The organism is Pedobacter suwonensis, from assembly GCF_007833675.1.
GTDB classification, from domain to species: domain Bacteria; phylum Bacteroidota; class Bacteroidia; order Sphingobacteriales; family Sphingobacteriaceae; genus Pedobacter; species Pedobacter suwonensis.
On sequence record NZ_CP031708.1, the window covers coordinates 2427870 to 2451582 of the forward strand.

At 38.5% G+C, this 23713-nt stretch carries 20 protein-coding genes; 10 read left to right on the forward strand and 10 right to left on the reverse strand.

Annotated elements, in window-relative coordinates; translation table 11 throughout:
- Positions 1-234: 234 nt before the first annotated feature.
- The 4 genes from DV942_RS09790 to DV942_RS09805 form a co-directional block, all read right to left on the reverse strand.
- Positions 235-1002 (reverse strand): TatD family hydrolase, encoded by a 768-nt coding sequence (locus tag DV942_RS09790; RefSeq protein WP_145857166.1) that lies wholly within the window; start codon positions 1000-1002, stop codon positions 235-237.
- A gap of 76 nt (positions 1003-1078) precedes the next feature.
- Positions 1079-3994, reverse strand: coding sequence for an excinuclease ABC subunit UvrA (gene uvrA, locus DV942_RS09795; protein ID WP_145857168.1), 2916 nt, complete (start codon positions 3992-3994; stop codon positions 1079-1081).
- Between the two features lie 379 nt (positions 3995-4373).
- Positions 4374-5474 (reverse strand): ferredoxin--NADP reductase, encoded by a 1101-nt coding sequence (locus tag DV942_RS09800; RefSeq protein ID WP_342354908.1) that lies wholly within the window; start codon positions 5472-5474, stop codon positions 4374-4376.
- A gap of 418 nt (positions 5475-5892) precedes the next feature.
- Positions 5893-6675, reverse strand: coding sequence for a lytic transglycosylase domain-containing protein (locus tag DV942_RS09805; RefSeq protein ID WP_145857170.1), 783 nt, complete (start codon positions 6673-6675; stop codon positions 5893-5895).
- Between the two features lie 262 nt (positions 6676-6937).
- Here DV942_RS09805 and DV942_RS09810 point away from each other — a divergent pair, with 262 nt between their 5' ends.
- From DV942_RS09810 to DV942_RS24140, 4 genes are all read left to right on the forward strand, one after another.
- The gene (locus DV942_RS09810; protein WP_090984210.1) at positions 6938-8389 is read left to right on the forward strand and encodes a pseudouridine synthase; all 1452 of its coding nucleotides are present in this window, start codon (positions 6938-6940) and stop codon (positions 8387-8389) included.
- Positions 8390-8812: 423 nt separating this feature from the next.
- The gene (locus DV942_RS09815; protein WP_145857172.1) at positions 8813-9922 is read left to right on the forward strand and encodes a lactonase family protein; all 1110 of its coding nucleotides are present in this window, start codon (positions 8813-8815) and stop codon (positions 9920-9922) included.
- Positions 9923-10040: 118 nt separating this feature from the next.
- Complete coding sequence (locus DV942_RS23690; protein WP_222431182.1) at positions 10041-10364, forward strand: hypothetical protein; 324 nt, start codon at positions 10041-10043, stop codon at positions 10362-10364.
- Positions 10337-10756: a phytanoyl-CoA dioxygenase family protein gene (locus DV942_RS24140; protein WP_222431183.1), complete on the forward strand. Its 420-nt coding sequence runs from the start codon at positions 10337-10339 to the stop codon at positions 10754-10756. Before DV942_RS23690 ends, DV942_RS24140 begins: the two co-directional genes overlap by 28 nt.
- 383 nt (positions 10757-11139) lie before the next feature.
- Here the strand turns inward: DV942_RS24140 and DV942_RS09825 are convergent, their stop codons facing one another.
- The 4 genes from DV942_RS09825 to tilS form a co-directional block, all read right to left on the reverse strand.
- Positions 11140-11586 (reverse strand): KTSC domain-containing protein, encoded by a 447-nt coding sequence (locus tag DV942_RS09825; RefSeq protein ID WP_090988377.1) that lies wholly within the window; start codon positions 11584-11586, stop codon positions 11140-11142.
- Positions 11587-11852: 266 nt separating this feature from the next.
- Positions 11853-12995: an N-acetyl-alpha-D-glucosaminyl L-malate synthase BshA gene (gene bshA, locus DV942_RS09830; RefSeq protein WP_145857173.1), complete on the reverse strand. Its 1143-nt coding sequence runs from the start codon at positions 12993-12995 to the stop codon at positions 11853-11855.
- 489 nt (positions 12996-13484) lie between these two features.
- Positions 13485-13973: a hypothetical protein gene (locus DV942_RS09835; RefSeq protein ID WP_090988355.1), complete on the reverse strand. Its 489-nt coding sequence runs from the start codon at positions 13971-13973 to the stop codon at positions 13485-13487.
- Complete coding sequence (gene tilS / locus DV942_RS09840) at positions 13974-15305, reverse strand: tRNA lysidine(34) synthetase TilS (protein ID WP_145857175.1); 1332 nt, start codon at positions 15303-15305, stop codon at positions 13974-13976. It lies immediately after the preceding gene.
- A gap of 65 nt (positions 15306-15370) precedes the next feature.
- On the opposite strand from tilS, the gene DV942_RS09845 reads away from it, so the two are divergent.
- Positions 15371-17716, forward strand: coding sequence for an OstA-like protein (locus DV942_RS09845; RefSeq protein ID WP_145857177.1), 2346 nt, complete (start codon positions 15371-15373; stop codon positions 17714-17716).
- An 86-nt stretch (positions 17717-17802) separates the two neighbouring features.
- On the opposite strand, the gene DV942_RS09850 is transcribed toward DV942_RS09845, so the two are convergent.
- Both DV942_RS09850 and DV942_RS09855 read right to left on the reverse strand, forming a co-directional pair.
- Positions 17803-18378: a non-canonical purine NTP diphosphatase gene (locus DV942_RS09850; RefSeq protein WP_145857179.1), complete on the reverse strand. Its 576-nt coding sequence runs from the start codon at positions 18376-18378 to the stop codon at positions 17803-17805.
- A 124-nt stretch (positions 18379-18502) separates the two neighbouring features.
- On the reverse strand, positions 18503-19156 hold the full coding sequence (locus DV942_RS09855; RefSeq protein ID WP_145857181.1) for a hypothetical protein: 654 nt from the start codon (positions 19154-19156) through the stop codon (positions 18503-18505).
- A 140-nt stretch (positions 19157-19296) separates the two neighbouring features.
- Between DV942_RS09855 and DV942_RS09860 the strand changes: the two genes are divergently transcribed.
- The 5 genes from DV942_RS09860 to DV942_RS09880 all read left to right on the forward strand — a co-directional run bounded on the left by DV942_RS09860 (position 19297) and on the right by DV942_RS09880 (position 23451).
- On the forward strand, positions 19297-19848 hold the full coding sequence (locus tag DV942_RS09860; RefSeq protein WP_244278904.1) for a hypothetical protein: 552 nt from the start codon (positions 19297-19299) through the stop codon (positions 19846-19848).
- Between the two features lie 54 nt (positions 19849-19902).
- Positions 19903-21264 carry a peptidylprolyl isomerase gene (locus DV942_RS09865; RefSeq protein WP_145857183.1) on the forward strand — a complete coding sequence of 454 codons (1362 nt, stop codon included), beginning with the start codon at positions 19903-19905 and terminating at the stop codon, positions 21262-21264.
- A 5-nt stretch (positions 21265-21269) separates the two neighbouring features.
- Positions 21270-22232 (forward strand): AAA family ATPase, encoded by a 963-nt coding sequence (locus tag DV942_RS09870; protein ID WP_145857185.1) that lies wholly within the window; start codon positions 21270-21272, stop codon positions 22230-22232.
- A 368-nt stretch (positions 22233-22600) separates the two neighbouring features.
- The gene (locus tag DV942_RS09875) at positions 22601-23122 is read left to right on the forward strand and encodes a hypothetical protein (RefSeq protein WP_145857188.1); all 522 of its coding nucleotides are present in this window, start codon (positions 22601-22603) and stop codon (positions 23120-23122) included.
- Positions 23123-23259: 137 nt separating this feature from the next.
- On the forward strand, positions 23260-23451 hold the full coding sequence (locus tag DV942_RS09880; RefSeq protein WP_090988373.1) for a hypothetical protein: 192 nt from the start codon (positions 23260-23262) through the stop codon (positions 23449-23451).
- The last annotated feature ends 262 nt before the right edge of the window (positions 23452-23713 follow it).

Sequence of the window (23713 nt, forward strand, 5' to 3'; positions counted from 1 at the left end):
TCGAATTTTGACTTGTTACCACTGCAATCTCTTCACAATCCTGTCCGTCGGGTAAGCGCAGCGTCTCTACGCCCTGGTAATGAAATTGATCGAAAACGCAATAATCACAACGAGTCAGAGCTTCTGTTCCATTTTGTATCCACAGCGTTCCGACCGCTGTGGACAGATGAGGATTAAACCTGCTAAATAGATTGCTTCGTCGGCTGAAAAAGCCTTCTCGCAATGACGAATTAATTAAACTCCAAAAATCTCTTTCGAATTTTGAGTCGTTACCGCTGCAATCTGTTCAATGGAAACGCCATAGATATCGGCTAGTTTTTGGGCGATATAAATCAGGTAACTGCTTTCATTGGGTTTACCACGGAAAGGAACTGGTGCCAGATAAGGAGAATCGGTCTCTAAAACGAGATAAACCAAAGGAATATCAGCAATCACGGCATCCAAACCTGCTTTTTTATAGGTAACCACACCACCAATGCCTAAATAAAAGTTTAAATCAATAGCTTGTTTTGCCTGCGCCAAATTTCCGGTGAAACAATGGAATATGCCACGCAATTTCTCATCTCTTTCACTTTCCAACACTTCAAAAACCTCTTCAAACGCTTCTCTGCAATGAATCACGATCGGCAACCCTAAGCTTTTTGCCCAGCCTATCTGTTTACGGAATGCATCCTGCTGAATGGCCAGGGTAGATTTGTCCCAATATAAATCAATCCCGATTTCGCCTATGGCATAAATTTTTCGCCCTGCAATACTGTTATATATTTCATCCAACAACGCCAGGTAATCTTCTTTTACATCACAGGGATGCAGGCCGGCCATCGCAAAGCAGTTATTGGGATATTTTGCTACCAGGTCATCAATCATCGCAATTGATTTTGCATCAACATTTGGCAAAAACAAACGGTTCACATTGTTTTCAAAACAACGCTCCATTAACAGGGCTTGTTTCCCGGCATCCTGCTCGTAATATAAATGGGTATGGGTATCAGTGAAGATCATGTTTTATTATAGTATCAAGTAATAAGTATCAGGTATCAAGATGGATTTGCTGATTCTTGATACCTGTACAAGAATTCTATTTCTTTCCGGCCTTACTTTTTCTTGGTGCTTTGGCTGTAGACTCCGGACTTCCGACTGGGGACTGGGGATTATACTCCATTTCCTTTTTCAAAAATTTACCTGTCAAACTGATTGGATTCTGGATTAAACCCTCCGGTGTACCTTCAAACAAAATCCTTCCGCCGCCAGCACCACCTTCTTCACCCAAATCAATTACCCAGTCGGCAACTTTAACTACATCTAAATTATGTTCGATAACCAAAACCGTATTTCCCTTATCAACCAGCTCCTGCAAAACGCCCAGAAGCACATTAATATCTTCAAAGTGTAGTCCGGTTGTAGGTTCATCTAAAATGTAGAACGTTTTTCCGGTATCCTTTTTAGAGAGTTCTGTTGCCAGTTTAACTCGCTGTGCCTCTCCTCCTGATAAAGTAACCGACGATTGCCCCAAAGTGATATAACCCAAACCTACATCCTTTAAGGTTTTGATTTTTCTATAAATGATTGGAATATTTTCAAAGAACGTACAGGCATCTTCGATACTCATATCCAACACATCACTGATTGATTTTCCACGGAAACGCACCTCCAGAGTTTCCCTGTTGTATCTTCTTCCACCACACTCTTCGCATGGTACCTGTACATCCGGTAAAAAGTTCATTTCGATTACCTTTAAACCTGCTCCCTGACAGGTTTCGCAACGACCACCCTTTACGTTGAAAGAAAAACGGCCTGGTTTATAGCCACGGATTTTGGCTTCTGGCAACTGCACAAACAAATTCCTGATGTCAGAGAAAACACCTGTGTAGGTTGATGGATTTGAGCGTGGGGTTCTGCCAATCGGTGCCTGATCAATTTCAATTACCTTATCAATTTCTTTTAAGCCATTGATCTTTTCGTAAGGCAAAGGTGTTTTTTTGGCCCTAAAGAAATGATGATTTAAAATCGGATATAATGTCTCTGTAATTAAACTCGATTTCCCACTGCCCGAAACACCGGTTACAGCAATAAATTTACCCAAAGGAAAATCGACAGAAACCTCCTTTAAATTATGTCCGGTAGCTTTAATGAGCGATAATTTATGCCCGTTGCCTTTTCTGCGGACTTTTGGTACTTCAATGCTCCTTTTACCGTTCAAATAATCAGCGGTTAAAGTGTTGGATTTAAGGATTTTTGCGGCGGTTCCCTCCGCAACCACGGTTCCACCATGAATACCTGCACCAGGACCAACGTCAATTACCCAATCAGCTTCCAGGATCATATCCTTATCGTGTTCTACAACCAAAACAGTATTTCCTAAATCCCGGAGGTTCTTCAATGCATTGATCAAACGTTCATTATCACGCTGGTGCAAACCAATACTTGGTTCGTCGAGAATGTACATCACATTCATTAACTGCGAACCAATCTGGGTAGCTAAGCGGATACGTTGTGCCTCACCACCGGATAGTGTACGCGCTGTACGATCTAAAGTTAAATAGGTTAGCCCTACGTCAGTTAAAAAACCAATTCTGGCTTTAATTTCCTTTAAAATTTCTTTGGCAATAATATTCTGGCGGTCAGACAAGCGCTCATCAACTTTTTCGAACCATTGGTGGAGGTTGTTGATATCCATTGAAGAGAGCTCGAAAATGTTTTTGCCGTCAACCTTAAAATGCAGACTTTCCTTTTTCAAGCGGGCACCATGACACTCCGGACAGGTTTTCAGTTTCCTGAATTCGTCCATATCGTCGGATGCAGATTCGCTTCTTTTTTCGTTCTGCTCCTCAAGCATTTTAATTATCCCATCAAACGTGATGTTATAATTCTGAACGTTCCACTTGTTGTATTCTACCTCAACTTTGACCAGATCGGGTGAACCGTTTAAAATAATATTGATGACTTCGTCGCTTAATTTTTCAATTGGCGTAGAAAGCGAGAAACTGTATTTTTTAGCCAACGCTTTTAATACCTGAAACATCCAGATATCGCGGTATTCGCCCAAGGGTGCTAAACCCCCATTTAAAATGCTCAATTTAGGATTAGGGATAACCGATTCTTTATCAACCACGAAAATATATCCTAAACCATCGCAACGCTCACAGGCGCCATAAGGCGAATTGAACGAAAAACTATTTGGTTGAGGTTCATCATAAGAAATACCTGTGGTTGGACACATTAAAAATTTACTAAAATGCGCTACATTATTATCCTTATCGCTTATTTTAATCACTCCTTTACCCATTTTCATTGCGGTTTGCAAGGAATCGAGCAGACGTTTTTTATCTTTTACATCAACAATTAAACGGTCAATCACCACTTCAATATCGTGGATTTTATAACGGTCTACCTGCATTTTAGCGGTAATATCCTTAATCTCCCCATCTACACGCACTTTAACATAACCCTGTTTACGGATCTGCTCAAAAAGTTCACGGTAGTGTCCTTTCCTACCTTTAACTACAGGCGCCAGTATATTTACCGCTAAACCATCAAATTTATTAAAGATATTCTGTAGGATCTGGTCTTCACTCATCCGCTCCATTTTCTCACCCGTATTGTACGAATAGGCATCAGCCACGCGCGCATAAAGCAAACGCATAAAATCGTAAATTTCGGTAATGGTACCTACGGTAGAGCGGGGGTTCTTACTGGTGGTTTTCTGCTCAATGGCAATAACCGGACTTAAACCCGAAACTTTGTCTACATCCGGACGCTCCATACCGCCCATGAACTGACGGCTGTAGGCACTGAATGTTTCCATGTACCGGCGCTGGCCTTCAGCGTAAATGGTATCAAAAGCAAGGGAAGATTTACCGCTGCCACTTAAGCCTGTAATCACCACAAGTTCGTTTCGCGGAAAGCTAACGTCTATATTCTTTAAATTATGTACCCTCGCACCGTATACTTCTACATCCTTTTGCTCACCGAGGTCGACAGATTTATTGCTCATATTTTATTTAAAGTTGGGGTCAAAACCCGGGCTTAAAAACGACCAGATTTCAATCTGCAAAAATGCTAAAAATTTTATCAAAAAGAAAGTTATAACCAAGCTGTATTAAGGATTAATTGTCATAATATCAGCATTAATTTCTGCAGAAATCACATGCTAAAACATGATTAATAACAAATATGTTTTGTGTTTATCGTATCGTCACCCTGACCTGTATCGAAGCGGAAAGCTACGGAGTAAATTTATTTCAGGGTCTATATCAATAAAAGATGCTGAAATAAATTCAGCATGACGATTACATTTTACAGGATTACAAACGATGATTTAATCTAAATGATACTAAAGGCAAAAAAAGACAAATGGATCATAGCCCGACAATTTACCAAACTATCGTAGTCCCATTCTCTGTAGGGTGCCCAGTACAAACCAACACCCTTCCCCTTTCCAATTCATCATCGGTCAGTACTTCATTATAATCCATCCTTACCCCGCCCCTGGTACAATTGGCTACACAGGTACTACATACACCCCCACGGCAGCTGTAGGGTAATTTGATCTTATTTTCAAGCGCAACATCCAGAATTCTTTTTGGCCAGGGCACATCGAGATGATAGGTTTCGCCTTCAAAGTTTAAAACAACGGAATAGGTATTTTTATCGACTATTTTTTCAGAGCTGTCATCTTCATCAACTTCATCCTCCGGCAAAACAAAAGTTTCTCTTTTAATCTGTTTAATATCGAATCCCAAACCTAATAAAGTGATACGGCATAAATCCATATAAATTACGGGCCCGCAAGTGTAAAACAGCACCTGGTCCCGATCGAAATGTAAATGCTCTTTAATTAGTTTTTCGATATAAAATTTATTTAGCCTGGCCGTCATTAAGTTTTTGCCATTACTGAAAATCCAGATAATCTTTAATCTTTCGGGATATTTCTGTTGCCATTCGACCAATTCTTCATAAAATAAAGCTTCCTCTTTCGATCGATTACTGTAAATCAGTGTAACCAACGATTTTTGCTCCCGCACCAATGCCGTTTTCAAAATGGAAAATAATGGGGTAATTCCAACACCTGCAGCAAAAAGAAAAAGATCGCGTTCCAGATTTTCATCTGCAATATAACTGAACAGGCCTTGCGGTTCTTGTGCCAAAAGAATATCACTTACAGCAGTTTTATGATGTAAAAACCTGGAGATTTCCCCATTTTCTACCCTCTTCACCGTGATAGCCAAAGGCTCATCAACATCAGGCGAACTGTTAAAAGAATATGATCTTCTTAACTCACGGTGTTTTACCTGAAAAACCAATGATAAAAATTGTCCCGGTAAATATGCAGGATATTCATCCAGCTCTTCAAATTGAAAAGTAATATTATCGCCGGGTTGATTGATTATTTTATTGATCCGCAGTTTGAACATATGCAAAGAAAAGGTTTTGAGCGTAAAGCGAAAAGCGGTTGGCGTAAATTCAATGATCATTTGTTGGTTAATTGATTAGTCGATCGAACACCATTTATACTGATGGCCACACGCGATCGTTATCCTGAACCCATCTCGGGATTTATCCATTAGGCATCTTTCCATCTGAAATATCGATTTCTCCCCATTAAAGATCCTGAAATAAATTCAGGATGACGTAACGAAAGATCTTCTGCGTTATCCGTATATCTACGGCACAAAGGTTTATCGGTTCAATAGTCATTCATTTTAGGGGTTAGCAATGCCCGAAATTTATACACGCTAAACTGAAAATCGATAACCGAAAACTATTGATTGGTTAGCATGATGCAAACGAATCGGTGTAATCCCATAATCTGTGTAATCACCTTACAAAAAAAAGCGTCCCGATTTTGAAACCGGGACGCCTTACCAAATGCTTGTCTTTATCTTAATTATATTATTCGCCGTTATAGGCTAATAATACCCTCGGTTTTTTGTAACCGTAACGTTTTGGGTGTTCCATAATCTGCTTCATTGAAATTACTTTGTAAACGTAGCCCCCTGTTTCTCGGTTCAGCTTCATTTTGTAGTAATTATCCTGATTTTGATTATTGATCTGCTTACGCAAACGCCCGTCGCCAACATTGTAAGCCGCAGCCACCAATGTCCAGCTTTCTAAACCTTTATACATTTCTTTAATGTATTTACAGGCTGCAATAGTAGATTTGCGCAAATTATAGCGCTCATCAACATTCCCGTTTACCTTTAATCCATAATTACGGGCGGTACCCGGCATAAACTGCCAGATCCCTGCTGCACCTTTTGTTGAAGTTCCTTCAGTCATTCCAGATTCGACCAGGGCCAAATACTTAAAATCATTCGGGATACCGTAAGCGGCAAGTATTGGCTCGATAACCGGAAACCATTTTGCTGCTTTCTGGTGCAAAAGATTAGTGTGTGTGTTCTTGTAACTGTGTGCGGCCAAAATCTTTTTCATTTTTCTTTCCACCCTTTTATCGCCCAAAGGCAGGGTTTCATCCGCGAAATTTAACTGGGCCATTAGAGAAAGAGGTTTCACAACGTCTTCAACTTTTATGCTATCAGTTTTTGTTATTGTAGAGCTTAATTTTTCTTCCTTAAAAAGACTTTTTTTTGTTAAGGGCATTTGGTAAGTGAACACTTTTGCCAAGATAAATAGTGTTGCCACTACTGAAAATGGTACGATGTGTTTCTTTAACATTCTCCTCCTTTTTTTGGTGAAACTTAATAAAAACGTCGGCAAAGCTAAAAAATAATAATCACACTATCAAATAGTTACGAAATTAAGTGAAAAGATCGGCCTTTAAACCCCTTTAAACGCGGATTTTAAATTTGGATTTCTAAGCGATTTTACCTATTTTAGAGGCTATTTTTTTATCTGCTTTTTCCGCCCGGATAATTGTTATGTTCACCATTTTTTCATAAATTTGCAGCCCGCATTTTTAATGCGTTAAAAGCGTATCATGATAAATAAAAACAACAGGAACAGTCGGGATGACAAGTCCAAATCAGGCAGTCGGAAAACAGAAGGCAGAAGCAGTTCGGCCGGATCTGACAGAAGAAGGTCAGACGACAAAGACAGCAAATTCAAAAAATCATCCGATTCAAAAGATGGCTTCAGACCCAGAAGCTCGGATGGTAAAGATTTCAAATCGAAATCTTTCGGAGACAAAAAAGATTTCAAACCAAGATCAGGCGGACGTGACTTTAAATCAAAAGATGCAGAACCGCAGAGTTTCAAATTTGGAGATCGTGAATTTAAATCTAAAGATTCAAGCTCAGAAGATCGTGGTGCTAAATCAAGAGATTACAAGCCCAGAACTAGCGACCGTGACTTCAAATCGAGAGATGGCGGGTCGAGAGGCTACAAACCAAGAACAGGAGAAAGGGATTTTAAAACAAGAGATGGTGGTGCAAGAGATTATAAGCCAAGAACAGGAGAACGCGATTTCAGAGCTAAGGATGGAGATTCGCGCGATTTTAAACCGAGAGAGGGCGGCTACAAAGATTACAAGTCAAGAGGCAAATCTGACTTCAAACCAAGTGCAGGAAGTTCAAGAGATGTAAAACCCAGAGAGCCAAGGGAAGGCGATACACGTCCGTTTAGAAAACGTGAGGAAGCAAAGCCAAGAGATACAGAATTTAACCGCCCGGAGCGCACTGTTATCACCCAAGGCCGTAAAACGAATGAAGACAAAGGCTTGATTCGCCTAAACAGATATATTTCAAATGCAGGCATCTGCTCACGTCGTAAAGCCGACGAACTGATCACTGCCGGCATTATTACCGTGAACGGCGAAGCCATTACCGAACTGGGACACAAAGTAGATCCGGCAAAAGATTTGGTTCGTTATAACGGGGAATTACTAAAACGCGAGAAAAAAGTTTACGTTCTACTGAATAAACCAAAAGATTACATTACCACTACGGATGATCCTCAGGAACGCCGTACGGTAATGCAATTAGTTGATAAAGCAAGTCGTGAACGTATTTATCCGGTTGGTCGCTTAGACCGCAATACCACTGGTTTGTTGTTAATGACAAATGATGGTGATTTAGCCGATAAATTGTCGCATCCTAAAAACGGTATCACTAAAATCTACAATGTAGAATTGGACAAAGCTTTATCACAAGGCGATTTAAATAAAATTGCGTTTGGTTTAGAGCTTGAAGATGGCTTAATTAAACCGGACAACATTTCTTACGTTGCAGGTGGCACCAAAAAAGAAATCGGCATTCAGATCCACAGTGGTAAAAACAGGATTGTTCGCCGTATTTTTGAACACTTAGGTTATAACGTAGAAAAATTAGACCGTGTGGTTTATGGCAATTTAACCAAGAAAGACCTGCCACGTGGCAGATGGCGCTATCTTGAAGAGCATGAATTGATCCAGATTAAACATCTAATTAAATAGCATAAGAGGCTGTCTCAAAAATAAAAACAAGACAGCCTTCTCGGAATTTAATTTGGCAGAATACCAAAAATGGCCAAACTCGAATGTAAAAAGGGCAATTTTCAATTTGGAGAATTGCCCTTTTTTATCCTATTAAAGATTTGAGGCAAATTTTATTTTGCACAATTTTTGAAAAAGGGACTTGTGAGACAGCCTCTTTTAGTTTACTGTTTTTTAAATCCACCATCGTCTCCGTTTTTAACGAGGATGCAGGAGAAAGACGATTATATCGTCCAGCAATGAACATGCATTAAAAATGCACCTCTCTACTCATCCGCGTTAAACGAGGACGATAACGACGATCAATCACGAAACATCTTGCGTATTTTCAGTACCTCCGTAACATACTTTCTTTATATTTGTTAAAATCAACATCATTGTTTCATGAAAAAATTCAGTTCATTGCTTACACTCACGATACTATCTACCTTAACATTTGCCCAAAAAAGCAATTACAACCTGATTGTTGGCACTTATACCGCACCTGGAAAAAGTGAAGGGATTTATATTTATGATTTCAATTCTGCAACAGCTGCCACATCCATAAAAAGCGTTACAAAAAATACGGCAAACCCAAGCTATCTGGCCTCTTCACCAGATCATCAATTTATTTATGCGGTTAACGAAACCGGAGCTACCAGTACGGTTAGCGCGTTCAAGTATGATGCGGCAAGCGGAAAACTAACTTTACTAAACAAGGTTGATAGTGATGGTGCAGATCCATGTTACATTACCGTAGATAACAAAAACGTCATTGTGGCTAATTATAGCGGCGGAAGTTTAGCCGTATTTTCACGAAAAGCAGATGGCTCTTTAACAGAAGCTTTACAGATCATTAAACATACCGGAAAAAGCATTGACCCTAAGGGCAGACAGGAAAGCGCTCATGTACATATGGTTAAATTTACACCAGATCATCGATATTTAATTGTTAATGACCTGGGTGAAGATCAAACTTATATTTACAACTATAACCCAACTGCAAAAGAAGAAATATTAACCATAAAATCGGTCCTTAAAACGAATGCCGGTAGCGGACCACGACACATTACTTTTAGTCCAAATGGGAAATTTGCCTATCTGGCGCACGAATTTAATGGTAGCATAACTGCTTTTGCTTATGCGAACGGAACACTAACCAAAATCCAGGAAATTGGTACTACCCCAAAAGATTTCACAGGAAAAATTGATGGTGCAGATATCCACGTTTCTGCAGATGGAAAATTTCTTTATGAAACTAACCGGGGAGATGCCAACAGCATTTCTGCCTTCTCAATACTGCCAAATGGTAAATTAAAATTCATTGAAACCCTAAGTACGTTAGGTAAAGGACCGAGGAACTTCACCATTGACCCGACTGGAAAATTTCTTTTGATCGGACACCAGTACACCAATAACATCGTTATTTTTAACAGGAATAAAAACACCGGCAAATTAACCGATAGCGGCAAAAGAATTGATGTTGGCGCTCCGGTATGCCTGCTTTTTGATTAACGTCAACTTTGTTCATGGAAGATTTCGATTGGAAGATCCGCAATTAAAATCCTCATTAAAGCTAATTCAGAAATATATAAAAATGCATGGGCACAAAATTGTTTTAAATAATTAATCAGTGGATTTAGCTGCTATTAAAATGGAAATCCAGGAATTAGGATTTTCCGTGATTGATCATGTATTTACAGAACAGGAAGTTGAAGCGATCCTTTCGGCTATTAAAATGGCAGATTCTACAAAAGAAACCTTTAGAAAATCTGAAGATCTCTTTGCGATACGTCGATTTTTAAAAGAAGTTCCTGACACAGTTGATCTCATATTCAATCAGAAAGTAAAAGCCATCGTAAAAGAGCTTTTCGGCAAAGATTACTTTCTGGTTAAATCAATTTACTTTGACAAACCCGAAACATCGAATTGGTTTGTCCCTATCATCAGGACTTAACCATTTCGGTTGACCATAACGCGAAAATTCCTGGATATGGACCTTATACCAGAAAACATGATCAGTTCGCCGTTCAGCCACCTCTTCATATCCTTGAAGGGAATTTTACCATTCGCATCCATCTTGATGATACCAATGAGCGGAATGGTGCGCTCAAAGTAATCACCAATTCTCACCGTAAAGGTATTTACCGTCCCGAAACGATCGACTGGAGCATTGAAAACGAAGTAAGCTGCAACGTAAACAGGGGCAGCCTCATGATTATGAAACCGTTGCTGCTTCATAGTTCAAGTAGAACAAGCAATCATAAAAAAAGAAGGTTAATTCATCTTGAGTTTAGCAACCAGCATTTACCAAAGGAACTACACTGGTCAGAGTATTTTAATTTTTAGTTGCTAAATGTTTAAATTTCACATCTATCCATAGCGTTCCGAAGGCTCTACGGATTACCGAAAGGATATGAGTCTGTGAACCGTTAAGATTGCTGAGTTATAAACTCAGCGCTATTCATAAATCCGTAGAGCTGCTGCGCTTAACTCTACGGATAGAAGAGTCTGAATACCTAGATTTTGAATAACCAATAAGCGAATTTAATTCAGGATCTTTATAGAATAATAGATACTGAAACAAGTTCAGTATGACGGATTTCCACAAGCAATCGTCCCTGAACTTGTTTCAGGCATTTAAAGCATGATAAATACTGAACAATTGCCATAAACGACATAAAAAAGGCCCCGGTTTTCATCGGAGCCTTTGAGATAAATATTATCATGTATTATGCCGGTTCTGCAACCCTCGACACATTACGATAGGGAAATTCATTAAAAATATGCCTGCGGGCGAAGCGACCAGGAGAATCAGCATTCACCAGTTTCACATAGATTGCTTTTGGCACGTCAAAATATTCATAAACACTTCCATCAAAAAACTGGATATTTAAAACCTGTTGTTTGTATTCAAAATCCTGAATATTCGACAAAGTAGTTGTTTGTGTGTAAGTTTCAATGTTTTGTTCACGCGTTTCCGGCGCAATACTCACCAGGAAATGATAAGCTTCGATAATCTGTTTACTTCTCGCTTCTGCATCCAACTTCTCTTCTTCCTGCTGAAATTTATCAGGGTGACAATCTTTCATCAATGTACGGTACACAGATTTGAGCTCCTTTAATTCAGCATTTTTATCTACGTTTAAAAGCTTTCTGTAATCAACTATTTTCTTCATTTGGGATAACCTCTTTTTAATTTTCTCGAAATGATTTGGGAATTTCCAAATACCAAACCGTTTCAAGCTGCAAAGATACGATTTATAATCATTTGATTTTGAGAAAGTTTAATTTGTTAATATTACCGATACGAATAATCGGCCAAGGTATCCCTTTGCAATAATTAAGTATTTTAAACAGACATGTATAAATTAATATGGATTATAATCCATAAACATCTCTTTGGCCGTAATTAAAGCATAAAATACAAGAAAAATTTAGTCAGTTAATGTTTAGGCTGCAAAGAATTCTCCATTACTTCTTGATAATAGCTAACATAAACCGGTAGAATCTTTTTCAGATCAAAATCCTGCGCCCTTTTAAACGCATTTTCTTTAAATTGGTTTAGCGTTTCGTCGTCTTTTAAAATTTCAATGGCATGGGCAGCCATTGCCTCAACATCACCAACATTGCTCATATAACCACAAAACCCATCAACATTAAGTTCAGGCAAACCACCGGCATTCGTGGTAATTGCCGGCACTTTACAAGCCATTGCTTCTAATGCAGCCAAACCAAAGCTTTCAGATTCTGAAGGCATTAAAAAAAGATCGGAAACGGATAAGATTTCTTCTACCGCATCTTGTTTCCCCAAAAACCTCACATTTTCACAAATATTCAGAGAGCGGCAAAGTTGTTCATCGTAAGCGCGTTCAGGCCCATCGCCTACCATTAATAGTTTCGATGGAATAACGGACTGTACTTTTTCAAAAATCCTGATTACATCAGCCGTACGTTTCACTTTTCTGAAATTACTGGTGTGGATTAAAATGCGCTCGTTATTTGGTGCAATTGCTTTTTTAAAGTGTCCTTTTGCCTGCAAACTAAAGCGTGAGAAATCTATAAAATTGGGTATTACCTTAATTTCTTTTGTAATTTCAAAATGGTTATAGGTATCCTCTTTCAAATCTTCTGAAACGGTAGTTACACCATCGCTTTGGTTAATAGAAAAAGTAACCACGGGTTTGTAGGTTGGATCTTTACCCACTAACGTAATATCGGTACCATGCAAAGTAGTAACCACGGGGATATGAAGGCCATAACTTGCCAGAATCTGCTTCGCCATAAAAGCAGCCGAAGCGTGTGGAATGGCATAATGAACATGTAATACATCCAGTTGCTCAAAACGAACAACATCTACTAGTTTACTGGCCAGTGCCGATTCATACGGGGCATAATCGAAAAGCGGGTAGTCTCTTACCGATACCTCGTGATAAAAAAGATTGGAAGAAAAGAAATCGAGCCTGGCAGGCTGACTATAAGTAATAAAGTGAACCTGGTGCCCTTCGTTAGCCAGCGCTTTACCTAGTTCTGTTGCAACTACTCCACTACCACCAAAAGTGGGATAGCAAACAATTCCTATCTTCATTGTAAATGTATTGTTGTTACCGCAAATGTAGCCGATTTTAATCTATAATGCGTGTCGGTTTATTGCAATAAAAATGGCGACCTTTCTTTGTTTATGTTTTTCGGGAGTGGTAATAGCGACGTTAATGTAAATTGCAGGATGATTATCTATCGTTTGTAATGTCTCATGTCTTTATTTTGGAGCGCAGGGCTTTTCGGACCTATCAAAGCTAGTTCCTGCTTTACGCTATAGCCCTCGTACCTCGGGGCTGTCGCTACAATCAGGGCTAAAAACTTAAGGCGGTAGCAGAGAAAACAGACATAGTAGCATAAACCCGACAAACCTAAACCCGATAGAACGAATGCTCGCCGTTCTTTCTAACGGCAGCAGCAGAGATAGCGGGACAGGATTGCCCCATAATCTACTGCAACTGCTTTCTAAAACATTTGCAGCTTCCAGATTGCCTTTACAACTCACATTTTTTCGATCTCAGATCCAGCTTATCAGAAACTATTTCAGATTTCTCATTTCCTCTTTAATTACAAGGAAAAGTTCATTTGGACGTTGCGTACCAATAAAATACTCTAAACCATCCCGATCGGTTAGCACCACAGCATCCTTACCAGATGAATAAAAACGGATCGTTCCTTTGGTGTGCAGGTTGTAAACCGGATTATTGAAAAAATAACGACTATAGGTAGCCTTACGTACATCAACAATACTATTAAGGTCAATCTTAACGCGTTTGGTTGTCCACAGGCCATCTAAGATAATGCTTCCATTGTCTACCACGATTTTGTACTGGATCAGGAAAAGTAAAAGCATAGAAACACCTATGATGCCGAAGCCTACAACCAGGAAAAGATCCTGCGTATTGTCGCGATCACGTTCATAAACATAAGCAGCAAAACAGAACGCAGCCATAATCAACCTGATGAAAATACGGACATAATCACGGCCAATGTATTGTTTTTCGATATAGGCGTATTTGCTTTCCACTTATTTAATTTTGAGTTCGAATATAGCAACTTTTTTTGTTGCTGTAGTTAATTTGTATCGGTTATCCTGCCGCATGCCGGCAATCCAAATAATTTCACCGTTTCCGTTAACCAAAATCGGTGTAACCTTCTTCAAATGTAAAGGCACTTTCTCATCAATAAAGTAATCACTTACCTTTTTAGGGTTGCGCATACCCAATGGTATAAATTTATCTCCATTTTGCCAGTTCCGCAATACCAAGGGAAAAATCAATTTATCTGCATTAATAAAAGCTTTGTTCAGATTCACTTCAAATTTCACTTCCCTGGTAAACACCAATGAAATTTCTACATTGCCAAATGCAATATTTTCTGTTGTGGGATGGATAAATTGATTAGCCGTAACCGATACACTCTTTTCAACAATAACCAGATCGTTTCTGTTGATAATGGCCTGGTGTGTAGTGCTAAAAAAATGCGTACCGCTTAATGCCTTTAAACCAGCTATAATTTCATGCACCACGTTTTCACTAAAATTGAATGGCTTAAGTAATTCATAAAGCAGTAGTTTTTGTGGATTTAATCTGAAAATTTCAGCTAAGGAAATATAAATACCATCATTCCTTTTATCCAGGATCTCATGAGCAAGTTTCTGTACCTGAATCGTTAAAAAAGTCTCCAGCTCAGCGAAACGCTCGATATTTTCAACAAATGTTTTTTCGAGATTAGGGTTGATCGCCTGCAGATGCGGCACCACCTCTAGTCTGATTTTATTCCTGGTGTATTTTGTACTCGCGTTTGAACTATCTTCTACAAAATCTATATTATTAACCCTTACTATTTCATCAATCTGCTGGCGGTTTAAAAAAAGTAAAGGCCTGATCAGCAAATCTCGTTTAGGTAAAATACCATGCAGTCCGCTTATACCCGTGCCACGGGTAAGGTTAATGAGCAGGGTTTCTACTGCATCATTCTGATGTTGTGCCAGTGCCATGTAATCATACCCAGCTGTACGCCTGATTTCTTCAAACCAATTGTAGCGTAATTCACGCGCCGCCATCTGGGTAGAAATTTTATTTTCGGCTGCATATTTTTTGGTATCAAAATGCGTTACATAGAATGGTAACTCAAAATTTTTGGCCAATAATGCAACAAAACTTTCATCGCGTTGCGCTTCATCGGCACGCAAATTAAAGTTACAATGTGCCACACCAATATCAACGCCTATTGCCTTAAATAAATGCAACATTAAAACGGAGTCCTTCCCCCCGCTTACCGCCAAAAGAATGCGATTACCCTGAACAAATAATTTTTGCTGTTCAATAAAATCCTGAAATTGACTGAGGGGTAACATCCACCAAAAATATTTAATTTTAACTGGTATTCCGAACGTTCGGAACAAAAAACTAACTTTGTAGTGTGCAAAAACTATTTGTCTTTTTATTCCTTTTAATCAGTCCGGCATTTTTATTCGGCCAGCAACCTGCTTCGAAAATTAAAATTGTTTCTTATCAACATATCTCTGGCGATATAAAAAAGAAAGCAACTTATCTTAATTTCCCTGTTTTCCAACAGGATAATGCTACCCTGGCCTGTGATAGTGCGGTATTTTACAGTGAACGCAATTATTTCGAGGCATATAAGAATGTACACATTAACCAGCTTACTACCGATATCTATTCCGATCAGCTTGAATATGATGGAAATAAAAAACAGGCACATTTAACTGGAAACGTAAAAATGGTTGATCCCACTTCGGTTTTAACCACTAATATACTCGATTACAATACCCTCACTAAAATCGGAACCTATACCAGCGGTGGCAAAATTGTAAATAAGGATGTAACCCTTACCAGTAAAAACGGTTATTATTTTAGCCAGAGAAATGTTGCCTATTTCAAGTATGATGTGGTAGTGGTTACGCCACAATCAACCATCAAATCCGATACAATGAGTTACAATACCCAGGATAAGTGGACCTATTTTTACGGACCGACCAATATCAAGGGCAAAGATGATAACCTGTATACTGAAAATGGCCAATACAATACTTTAACAGAAGATGCTTTTTTTGGAAAGAAAAATCTCTACACACAGGGTACACGATCTTTAAAAGGCGATAGTTTATATTATTATGGTAAACAGGGAATTGGTAAAGCAGTTAAAAACATTGTTTTTTCTGATACGAAAGATAAAATGAAAATGTTTGGTGATTTAGGTTACTATTATAAGCTGGATCAGCGGACCTTGGTTACCCGAAATGCTTACCTGGGTATAGGCACCGAAGATTCGGTAATGGTGAAGAATAAAAAAAGACCTGACAGTCTATGGATGGGTGCAGATACACTTGAGACACAAATGGTATTGCAAAAAACCTTAAAACTAGTTCCAAAAATCTCCATAAAAGCAGATAACCAGGTTGGGGAAGACGATGAAGATGGTGGAAAGAAAGAAAAAGGAGAGCCAAAATACAAACCTGAAGCCGAATTAAGCCAAAAAGAAGATAGGAATAAGCGCAATACCAAGAATAGCAAAACCGAAAAGAAGAAGCAGAATAAAGGCGACACCGAAACTGAAGACCAACTTAATCTGAAAGATAAAAATATTGATAGCCTAAAATCTAAAACAGACTCAATTGGTAAAGGACTGCCAAAAGTTAATTTGGACAGTTTGCAAAAAAACAATATTTCAAAAGAAAAAGCTGATTCAATTAGTAAAAACCTGCCTAAGTTAAAAAGTGATAGTCTTAAAAAACTTGCTGGCAAAACTAACCCGGCTATAAAGAATCTATCGATAAGCAAAATCGATAGTTTACAAAAAAAGATTATAAAACCCGGCGTTAAAGATAGCTTAACGAAAGCCCTCGGAAATTTAAAAGCCGGAACATTAAAAGCCGATACGGCAAAATTTAATCCAGCTGACACCGTTCAAACGCGTATTATTAAGGCTTATCATGGGGTAAAGATCTTTAAAACAAATATCCAGGCCAAAACCGACAGCCTGTTTTACACCAGTGCCGATTCTACTTTACGTTGCTACAACAATCCGATCATCTGGTCGGAAGGTTCGCAACAGGTTGGCGACACTATATTTGTTCAGTTCAAGAATAAAAAGTTAAATAATTTACAGGCTTTTAGGAATGCATTTCTGGTGAATACGCCAAAAGATTCGTTGAGGTTTAACCAGATCAAAGGAAGATTGATGACGGGGTTCTTTACCAACGGAAAATTCAAGACCTTATATGTGGATGGCAATGCCGAAAGTATTTATTATACCCAGGATGACAGCACAAAGGTGTATAAAGAAATGAACCAAACCCTGAGCAGCAGGATAAAGTTCATCTTTAAGGATAAGGAAAATGCCATTGAGGAAATTGTTTATATCAAAGGAATAGAGGGGGCCTTGAATCCCGAAAATACCATTGCAAAAGACCATGTTTTAAAAGGCTTTTCGTGGAAACCTACCGAACGTCCGAAGTCAAAAAAAGATGCGATTGGCTCAGCCGGGAAACCTAAGACCAAAGCGAAGGCTAAAACAGTCGTGGGTAAAACTGTAAAAGGTGCAAAACCATTAGCAACCTCTGCAAGCAAACCATCAACAAAGGTACCTGCTGTTAACTCCAAAACTAAGCTGGTGAAAGACAGCCTAAAGGTTGATCATAACTTGCCTCAAAGTAAACCAGCAGATACGGCCAACTTTGGCATTAAACCGATATTACCGAAAAAAGACTCGGTTCAGGTGAAAAAGTCAGTTGGTAAAATGTAGTTTTATTCTTGTAGTCGTCACCCTGAATTTATTTCAGGGTCTACGTGGTCTGTAAGATGCTGAAATAAATTCAGCATGACGATAATTCAAATTCCCTTCAAAAAATCCAACATCTTTTTTAGCGCAATAGCCCTGTGACTAATTTTATTCTTTTGTGCCATATCCATTTCAGCAAAAGTAATCTCATAACCGTCAGGCTGAAAAATCGGATCATAACCAAAACCCTTTGAACCTGATAAAGCCGTTCTGATTGTCCCATTTATTACCCCTTCAAAAATATGGTTTTTACCATCCTGCATTAAGGAAATTACGGTTTTGAACCTGGCTTTTCTGTTGGGATTTCCCTCAAGTTTTTCCAAAACCATATTAATATTATCCAGGCTATCCCTGCTACCGGAATATCGGGCGGAATAAACACCTGGTTCGTTATTTAAGGCTTTAACTTCTAAACCGCTATCATCAGCAAAACAGTCCAGATTAAAATGTTCAACAACATAACTGCTTTTCAAAGTTGCATTGCCCTCAAAAGTATCGGCAGTCTCAGGGATATCAACCAAACAACCAATGTCTTCCAGATTTAACACGTCATATTTACCTTCAAGCGCTGCACGTATTTCTTCGGTTTTATGTTGGTTATTGGTAGCAAAAACAAGTTTTTTCATTGGTAAAAGTTGGATGGTAAAAAATTGGAATATGGAAAGTTTAAGGTTTCTATATAAAGGTAAGATTTCACATCTTGATACTTTATACTAATTACTTGTTACTAATTACTTGATACTATATAAGCTATTTAATTTTCTGGAGGTGTCCCCAAAGCGTTTTTTTAGCATTTAAATCCCTATCAAGATGATGGAGATGTGGCGCATAGATGATTCTGGTGGTTTCATGAACAATGATTTCATTCTGCCAGGTAAGGTTCAACCTCAGGTCGGCAAACTCCACTCCGAAAGATAACATAGTGGCAGGTTTGAAAAACCGGTGCAATTCTACAAAATCCGTTCCTTTATAATTTGAGTAATTTAGGAGTGCAAAATCTGATGTACCCAAATCTACAGCTTTAACAATTTTACGCAACAGTTCCCTGCCCTGCTCAGTACTTACCTCATTTTCACTATCATTCACTAAAATGAGGACTGATTTTTTATTCCCGCCTAAAAATTTAAATGTTTTTTCAGGTGCAGATTCTGCTACCTGATGAGGAATTTCAGGAGTTTGCGGGTAAACTTTAGGGGAATTTGTAGGATTAATCTCCGGAATCTGTGTTATTTCTGACTTTAAAACAGGCAGTTCCGCGGGTTTAACGAAAACATTTTCAATAGCAGAAACCGGCTCAGCATTACTTAAGGGCGGAATTTGTACGCTTTCATCTTTTACCAAAAAAACCTCTTCAGTAAAAAATAAACGTAAAGCATTCGCATTGTTGGTAACCTGGTTTTCCATTCGTATTTTTGTCGGATAATAATTTCTGTTAAAATTAGTTAAATATCTTATAATAGCGCCGCTAATTGTTACTTTTATCCCTTAAAATTTATAGAGTGCTCTGTGTGAAGAAAGCTTACTCCTTATTTTTTTTCTGCTTGATGTATAGCACTTCGTTTGCGCAAAACGTTGCTGTGGTAAACGGAAAATCCATAAGTGCTAAAGAATTTATGTGGGCATACAGAAAAAGCCATAACGGAATTGTTAGTGCGCCGTATGATACCTTACAAGCCTATTTAAACTTGTACATAAATTTTAAGCTGAAGGTTTTAGATGCACGTGAGATGGGATTAGACAAAAGCGCAGATTACCAGGAAGAAATTAAAACCTATGAGGATGCTCTGGCTACACACAAAAAGGCTGGAGTTAGCAACAAAGATCATGATTTCTTGCTGAATGAATACCGTGAAGGTGTTTTGATGTTCAATGTTTCGGAACAAAAAATCTGGAACAAGGTACAGGAAGATGTGCAGGGAGTAAATGAATTTTATGCTAAAAACCAAAAAAATTATAATAAACCTTTAGGCGAAGTGAGGGGCGAAGTAATTGCCGATTATCAACAAAGTCTGGAAGAAAAATGGCTAAAAGGCCTGAAACAAAAATATCAGATCAAGATTAATGAAAATGAGTTGAAGAAACTTGCCAAGTTATAAACCCTCTGATTTTTTTTGACGATAAGTATTAAATTTGAAAATATAATAAATAGAATGAAGAAAGTTTTTTTAGTAGCAACCGCTTTAATATGCCTGTTTTTAAACAGTTTTGCTCAAAAACACACGGTAGATAAGGTTGCTGCTGTTGTAGGGAACAATATTATCCTGCTATCTGACTTAAACCAGCAATACACCCAATATCTTTATCAGGGAAACCAACCAAACAATGATATTAAATGCAAAATATTGCAGCAAACGCTTACTCAAAAATTACTGAAGCAACAGGCTGAAATCGATTCGGTAATGGTTGAAGACGGTGCTGTAGATGAAGAAGTAAACAAGCGTATGCGTTATAGCATGCAACGTGCCGGTGGGCAGGAGCGTTTAGAGCAGTTCTTAAACAAATCGGTGTTACAGTATAAAGATGAAATCAGACCATCAATAAAGGATGAATTGATTGCGCATAAAATGCAACAAAAAATCACCGAAAACATTAACGTTACGCCAATGGAAGTGGAAAAATACTTCAAATCATTGGGTGATAGTGTTCCAGAATTCAATACAGAAGTTGAAGTTGGTGAAATCATTTTAAATCCGAAGTTAACCAGGTCAGAGAAACAAAAATTCCGCGATAAGATTGAAGCACTCCGTTTAAGGGTTAAAAGTGGTGAGGATATGGGTGTTTTAGCCAAAACCTACTCTGAAGATCCGGGCTCAGCTTCTGATGGTGGTGATTATGGATTTATCGATAGAAACACGATGGTTAAAGAGTTTACGGCCTGGGCATTTAAACTAAAAGCCGGAGAAATTTCGCCAGTGTTCGAAACTGAATATGGCTTCCACTTTTTACAGGTTTTGGAGCGCAGGGGTGAGCAGGTGCATGTTAGACATATTTTAATTATGCCCAAAACTACACCTGAAAGTTTAACACGTTTAAAATTACATGCAGACAGTATTTATAATAACCTTATGGGCAAAAAATTAAGTTTTGCAGCTGCAGCAAACCTTTATTCGGATAATAAGGAAACTAAATACAATGGCGGTATGATGATGAATGCTGAAGATGTACAGGCAAGAAGCACCTTTATTCCGGTTGACAAATTGGATCCTTCGGTGTTTCTGGTAATCGACACGATGAAGGTAGGCGGTATTTCTAAACCCGACTTATTTACTGCCGCTGACGGGAAACAAGGCTACCGTATTCTTTATCTGAAATCTAAAATTCCACCTCACAAGGCCAACTTAGCGCAAGATTTCCCAAAAATCAGAGATGCTGCACAAAGTGATAAAATTAATCGTACTTTAAGCGAATGGTTTCAGAAACGTCGTGAAAGTACATACATTAAAATCGACGACGAATTTAATACCTGTGATGAATTAAAAATCTGGACTAAAACCGCCACAGCCGCAAAATAACGCCAATGCAGTATAAAAACGAAGTAGAAGCTGTTGATGCACTTCATCAATCTTTCAACAACATTAAAGCTGAAATAAGCAAAGTCGTAGTTGGACAGGATGACATCATAAAATCTGTTTTGATCGCCATTTTTAGCAACGGACATTGTCTGTTGGTTGGCGTACCCGGATTGGCTAAAACTTTACTTGTACAAACCGTAGCGTCCGTTCTCGATCTGGATTTCAACAGGATCCAGTTTACACCAGATTTGATGCCAAGCGACATTATCGGTGCAGAAATTTTAGGGGAAGACAGGCACTTTAAATTTATAAAAGGGCCTGTTTTTTCCAATATTATTCTTGCTGACGAAATTAACCGTACCCCTCCGAAAACACAGGCAGCACTTTTAGAGGCCATGCAAGAGAAATCGGTAACTGCAGCGGGACAAACGCATGCCCTGCCTAAGCAATTTTTTGTGCTGGCTACGCAAAACCCGATTGAACAGGAAGGAACATATCCCCTCCCTGAAGCACAATTAGACCGTTTCATGTTCAATATTCAGTTAAACTATCCTGCTTTTGCAGACGAATTGAATATCGTAAAAAACACCACCAGTAATAAAACCACCCAGCTGCAGAAAATCATTCATGCAGATGACATTCAATATTTCCAGAAACTGATCCGTGAGATTCCTGTAACTGATAATGTATTGGAATACGCCGTTAAACTTGTAGCGAAAACCCGTCCGAATACAGAATTTGCTACTGATGCAGTAAATAAATACATTAGCTGGGGTGCAGGTCCGCGTGCTTCGCAGTTTTTAGTGCTTGGAGCCAAATGCCACGCAGCAGTAACCGGAAAATACTCACCCGATATTGAGGATGTAAAAGCGGTTGCCGAACCTATATTACGTCACCGCATTGTGCGTAATTACCGCGCCGAAGCCGAAGGCTTATCAATTGAAAAAATCATTAAAGATTTACTATAGCATTAGCTAACTTAGCCCGAAGTTGTAATCCCGGTTCAGATACCTGTTACAGCTAATTTAATTTCAGCTAGTATGACGTGGTTCCACACAAGAAATGGGATTTTCCGTGCAGTTCATGAAAAATAATTTGCAGTTCACTGAAAATAAATATCTTTGCAACAAATTCCCCAAAATGCTACGTCAAATACATATCCAAAAAATGAACCTTAGCCCGTCTTGTGGCCTAAAGGATTTGGGTATGGACTTAAGTTTCCTTCTCAATCCTTAGCTCGGTTTTACTGTTTAATACAATAAAATCCAAATCTAAAAATCATTTATTATCCATTTGCTAAGCAAAATACTGCTTATCAAAAGCAATTATATCCATTATGGACATTTATACCACTGTAGAAGAAAAATATCTACAGGCTATTGAAGAATTGAACTGGGGTGAATTACCTAAGGCGCTCCAATATTTTAACGAAATCATTGTTTTCGATCCTGATTATGCCAGGGCTTATTTTCAGTTGGGCAACATTTTCCAGATTCATTTTAAAGATTACAAAACCGCGGGCTATTATTACAAACGTTGTATCGAACTTGATCCTGATTTCCAGGAGGTGTACAAACCCTATCTGAAACTTGTGATTACACTCAAAATGCACAAATTGGTAAAACAAGTTGCAGAAAAAGCTTTACTGGTCCCTGGTGTTTGCGAATCGCACATTTACGAATGTTTAGGCCTATATGCTGAGCAACAACAAAATTTTGCTGAAGCCGCAAATTACTTTAAAAAAGCAGAACTGCTTAATGCTGTTCAGGCGGAGCAAAGTGTTTTACAGGAACACCAAACCCGTATTAGAAGCAAATTAAATAGCACGAAGCGGATGATTTACGACTTACAGGAATAAAGGCGACGTCTCTTATCCTTTTTTATGAAGAGGCTAATCTTGAAATACTATTCGCCAAATTACCCTTGTTATTTTAATTTTGTTACTATCTTTACCACACAATTACAAAGCATAATTTTAAATCAAAAATATTCGATATGTCAGCTCACGATTCACACGCACCGGTTCAGCAAACAAAAGGCATTTGGGCATTGCCACTAACTGTTTGGATTCTTGTTTTAATCCTGCTTGTGGCTTTCACAAGACCGATTTTTCACCACGGTGAAGAAACTTCTTCACACGAAAAAACGGAAGCACACCATACAGAAGCTCCTGAATCGCATCACTAGGCATTAGTAAAGGAATAAAAAAAGCGCTGAAAATCAGCGCTTTTTTTTGTTTTTATCTATTGTTTGGTACCACACCAACCCGCCGAATGGTATTTAAGATACTAACACTTGTTTCCAAACAATTTAAAATACTTAATAGCGCAATAGAAATCGCTTCCTATTGATATACCCCTTAAAGCGAGCGTAAACTGTGTTTCACAAATTATAGAGTAAACAAGACTTTCTGATCCGTTTTTCAATTAAATTCGAAACTCCATCTTAT

Bases quoted from the DNA above. Each gene is read 5' to 3' on its own strand.
- DV942_RS09790 (WP_145857166.1), bottom strand. From the start codon at position 1,002: ATGATCTTCACTGATACCCATACCCATTTATATTACGAGCAGGATGCC.
- uvrA (WP_145857168.1), bottom strand. From the start codon at position 3,994: ATGAGCAATAAATCTGTCGACCTCGGTGAGCAAAAGGATGTAGAAGTA.
- DV942_RS09800 (WP_342354908.1), bottom strand. From the start codon at position 5,474: ATGATCATTGAATTTACGCCAACCGCTTTTCGCTTTACGCTCAAAACC.
- DV942_RS09805 (WP_145857170.1), bottom strand. From the start codon at position 6,675: ATGTTAAAGAAACACATCGTACCATTTTCAGTAGTGGCAACACTATTT.
- DV942_RS09810 (WP_090984210.1), top strand. From the start codon at position 6,938: ATGATAAATAAAAACAACAGGAACAGTCGGGATGACAAGTCCAAATCA.
- DV942_RS09815 (WP_145857172.1), top strand. From the start codon at position 8,813: ATGAAAAAATTCAGTTCATTGCTTACACTCACGATACTATCTACCTTA.
- DV942_RS09825 (WP_090988377.1), bottom strand. From the start codon at position 11,586: ATGAAGAAAATAGTTGATTACAGAAAGCTTTTAAACGTAGATAAAAAT.
- bshA (WP_145857173.1), bottom strand. From the start codon at position 12,995: ATGAAGATAGGAATTGTTTGCTATCCCACTTTTGGTGGTAGTGGAGTA.
- tilS (WP_145857175.1), bottom strand. From the start codon at position 15,305: ATGTTACCCCTCAGTCAATTTCAGGATTTTATTGAACAGCAAAAATTA.
- DV942_RS09850 (WP_145857179.1), bottom strand. From the start codon at position 18,378: ATGAAAAAACTTGTTTTTGCTACCAATAACCAACATAAAACCGAAGAA.
- DV942_RS09855 (WP_145857181.1), bottom strand. From the start codon at position 19,156: ATGGAAAACCAGGTTACCAACAATGCGAATGCTTTACGTTTATTTTTT.
- DV942_RS09860 (WP_244278904.1), top strand. From the start codon at position 19,297: ATGTATAGCACTTCGTTTGCGCAAAACGTTGCTGTGGTAAACGGAAAA.
- DV942_RS09865 (WP_145857183.1), top strand. From the start codon at position 19,903: ATGAAGAAAGTTTTTTTAGTAGCAACCGCTTTAATATGCCTGTTTTTA.
- DV942_RS09870 (WP_145857185.1), top strand. From the start codon at position 21,270: ATGCAGTATAAAAACGAAGTAGAAGCTGTTGATGCACTTCATCAATCT.
- DV942_RS09875 (WP_145857188.1), top strand. From the start codon at position 22,601: ATGGACATTTATACCACTGTAGAAGAAAAATATCTACAGGCTATTGAA.
- DV942_RS09880 (WP_090988373.1), top strand. From the start codon at position 23,260: ATGTCAGCTCACGATTCACACGCACCGGTTCAGCAAACAAAAGGCATT.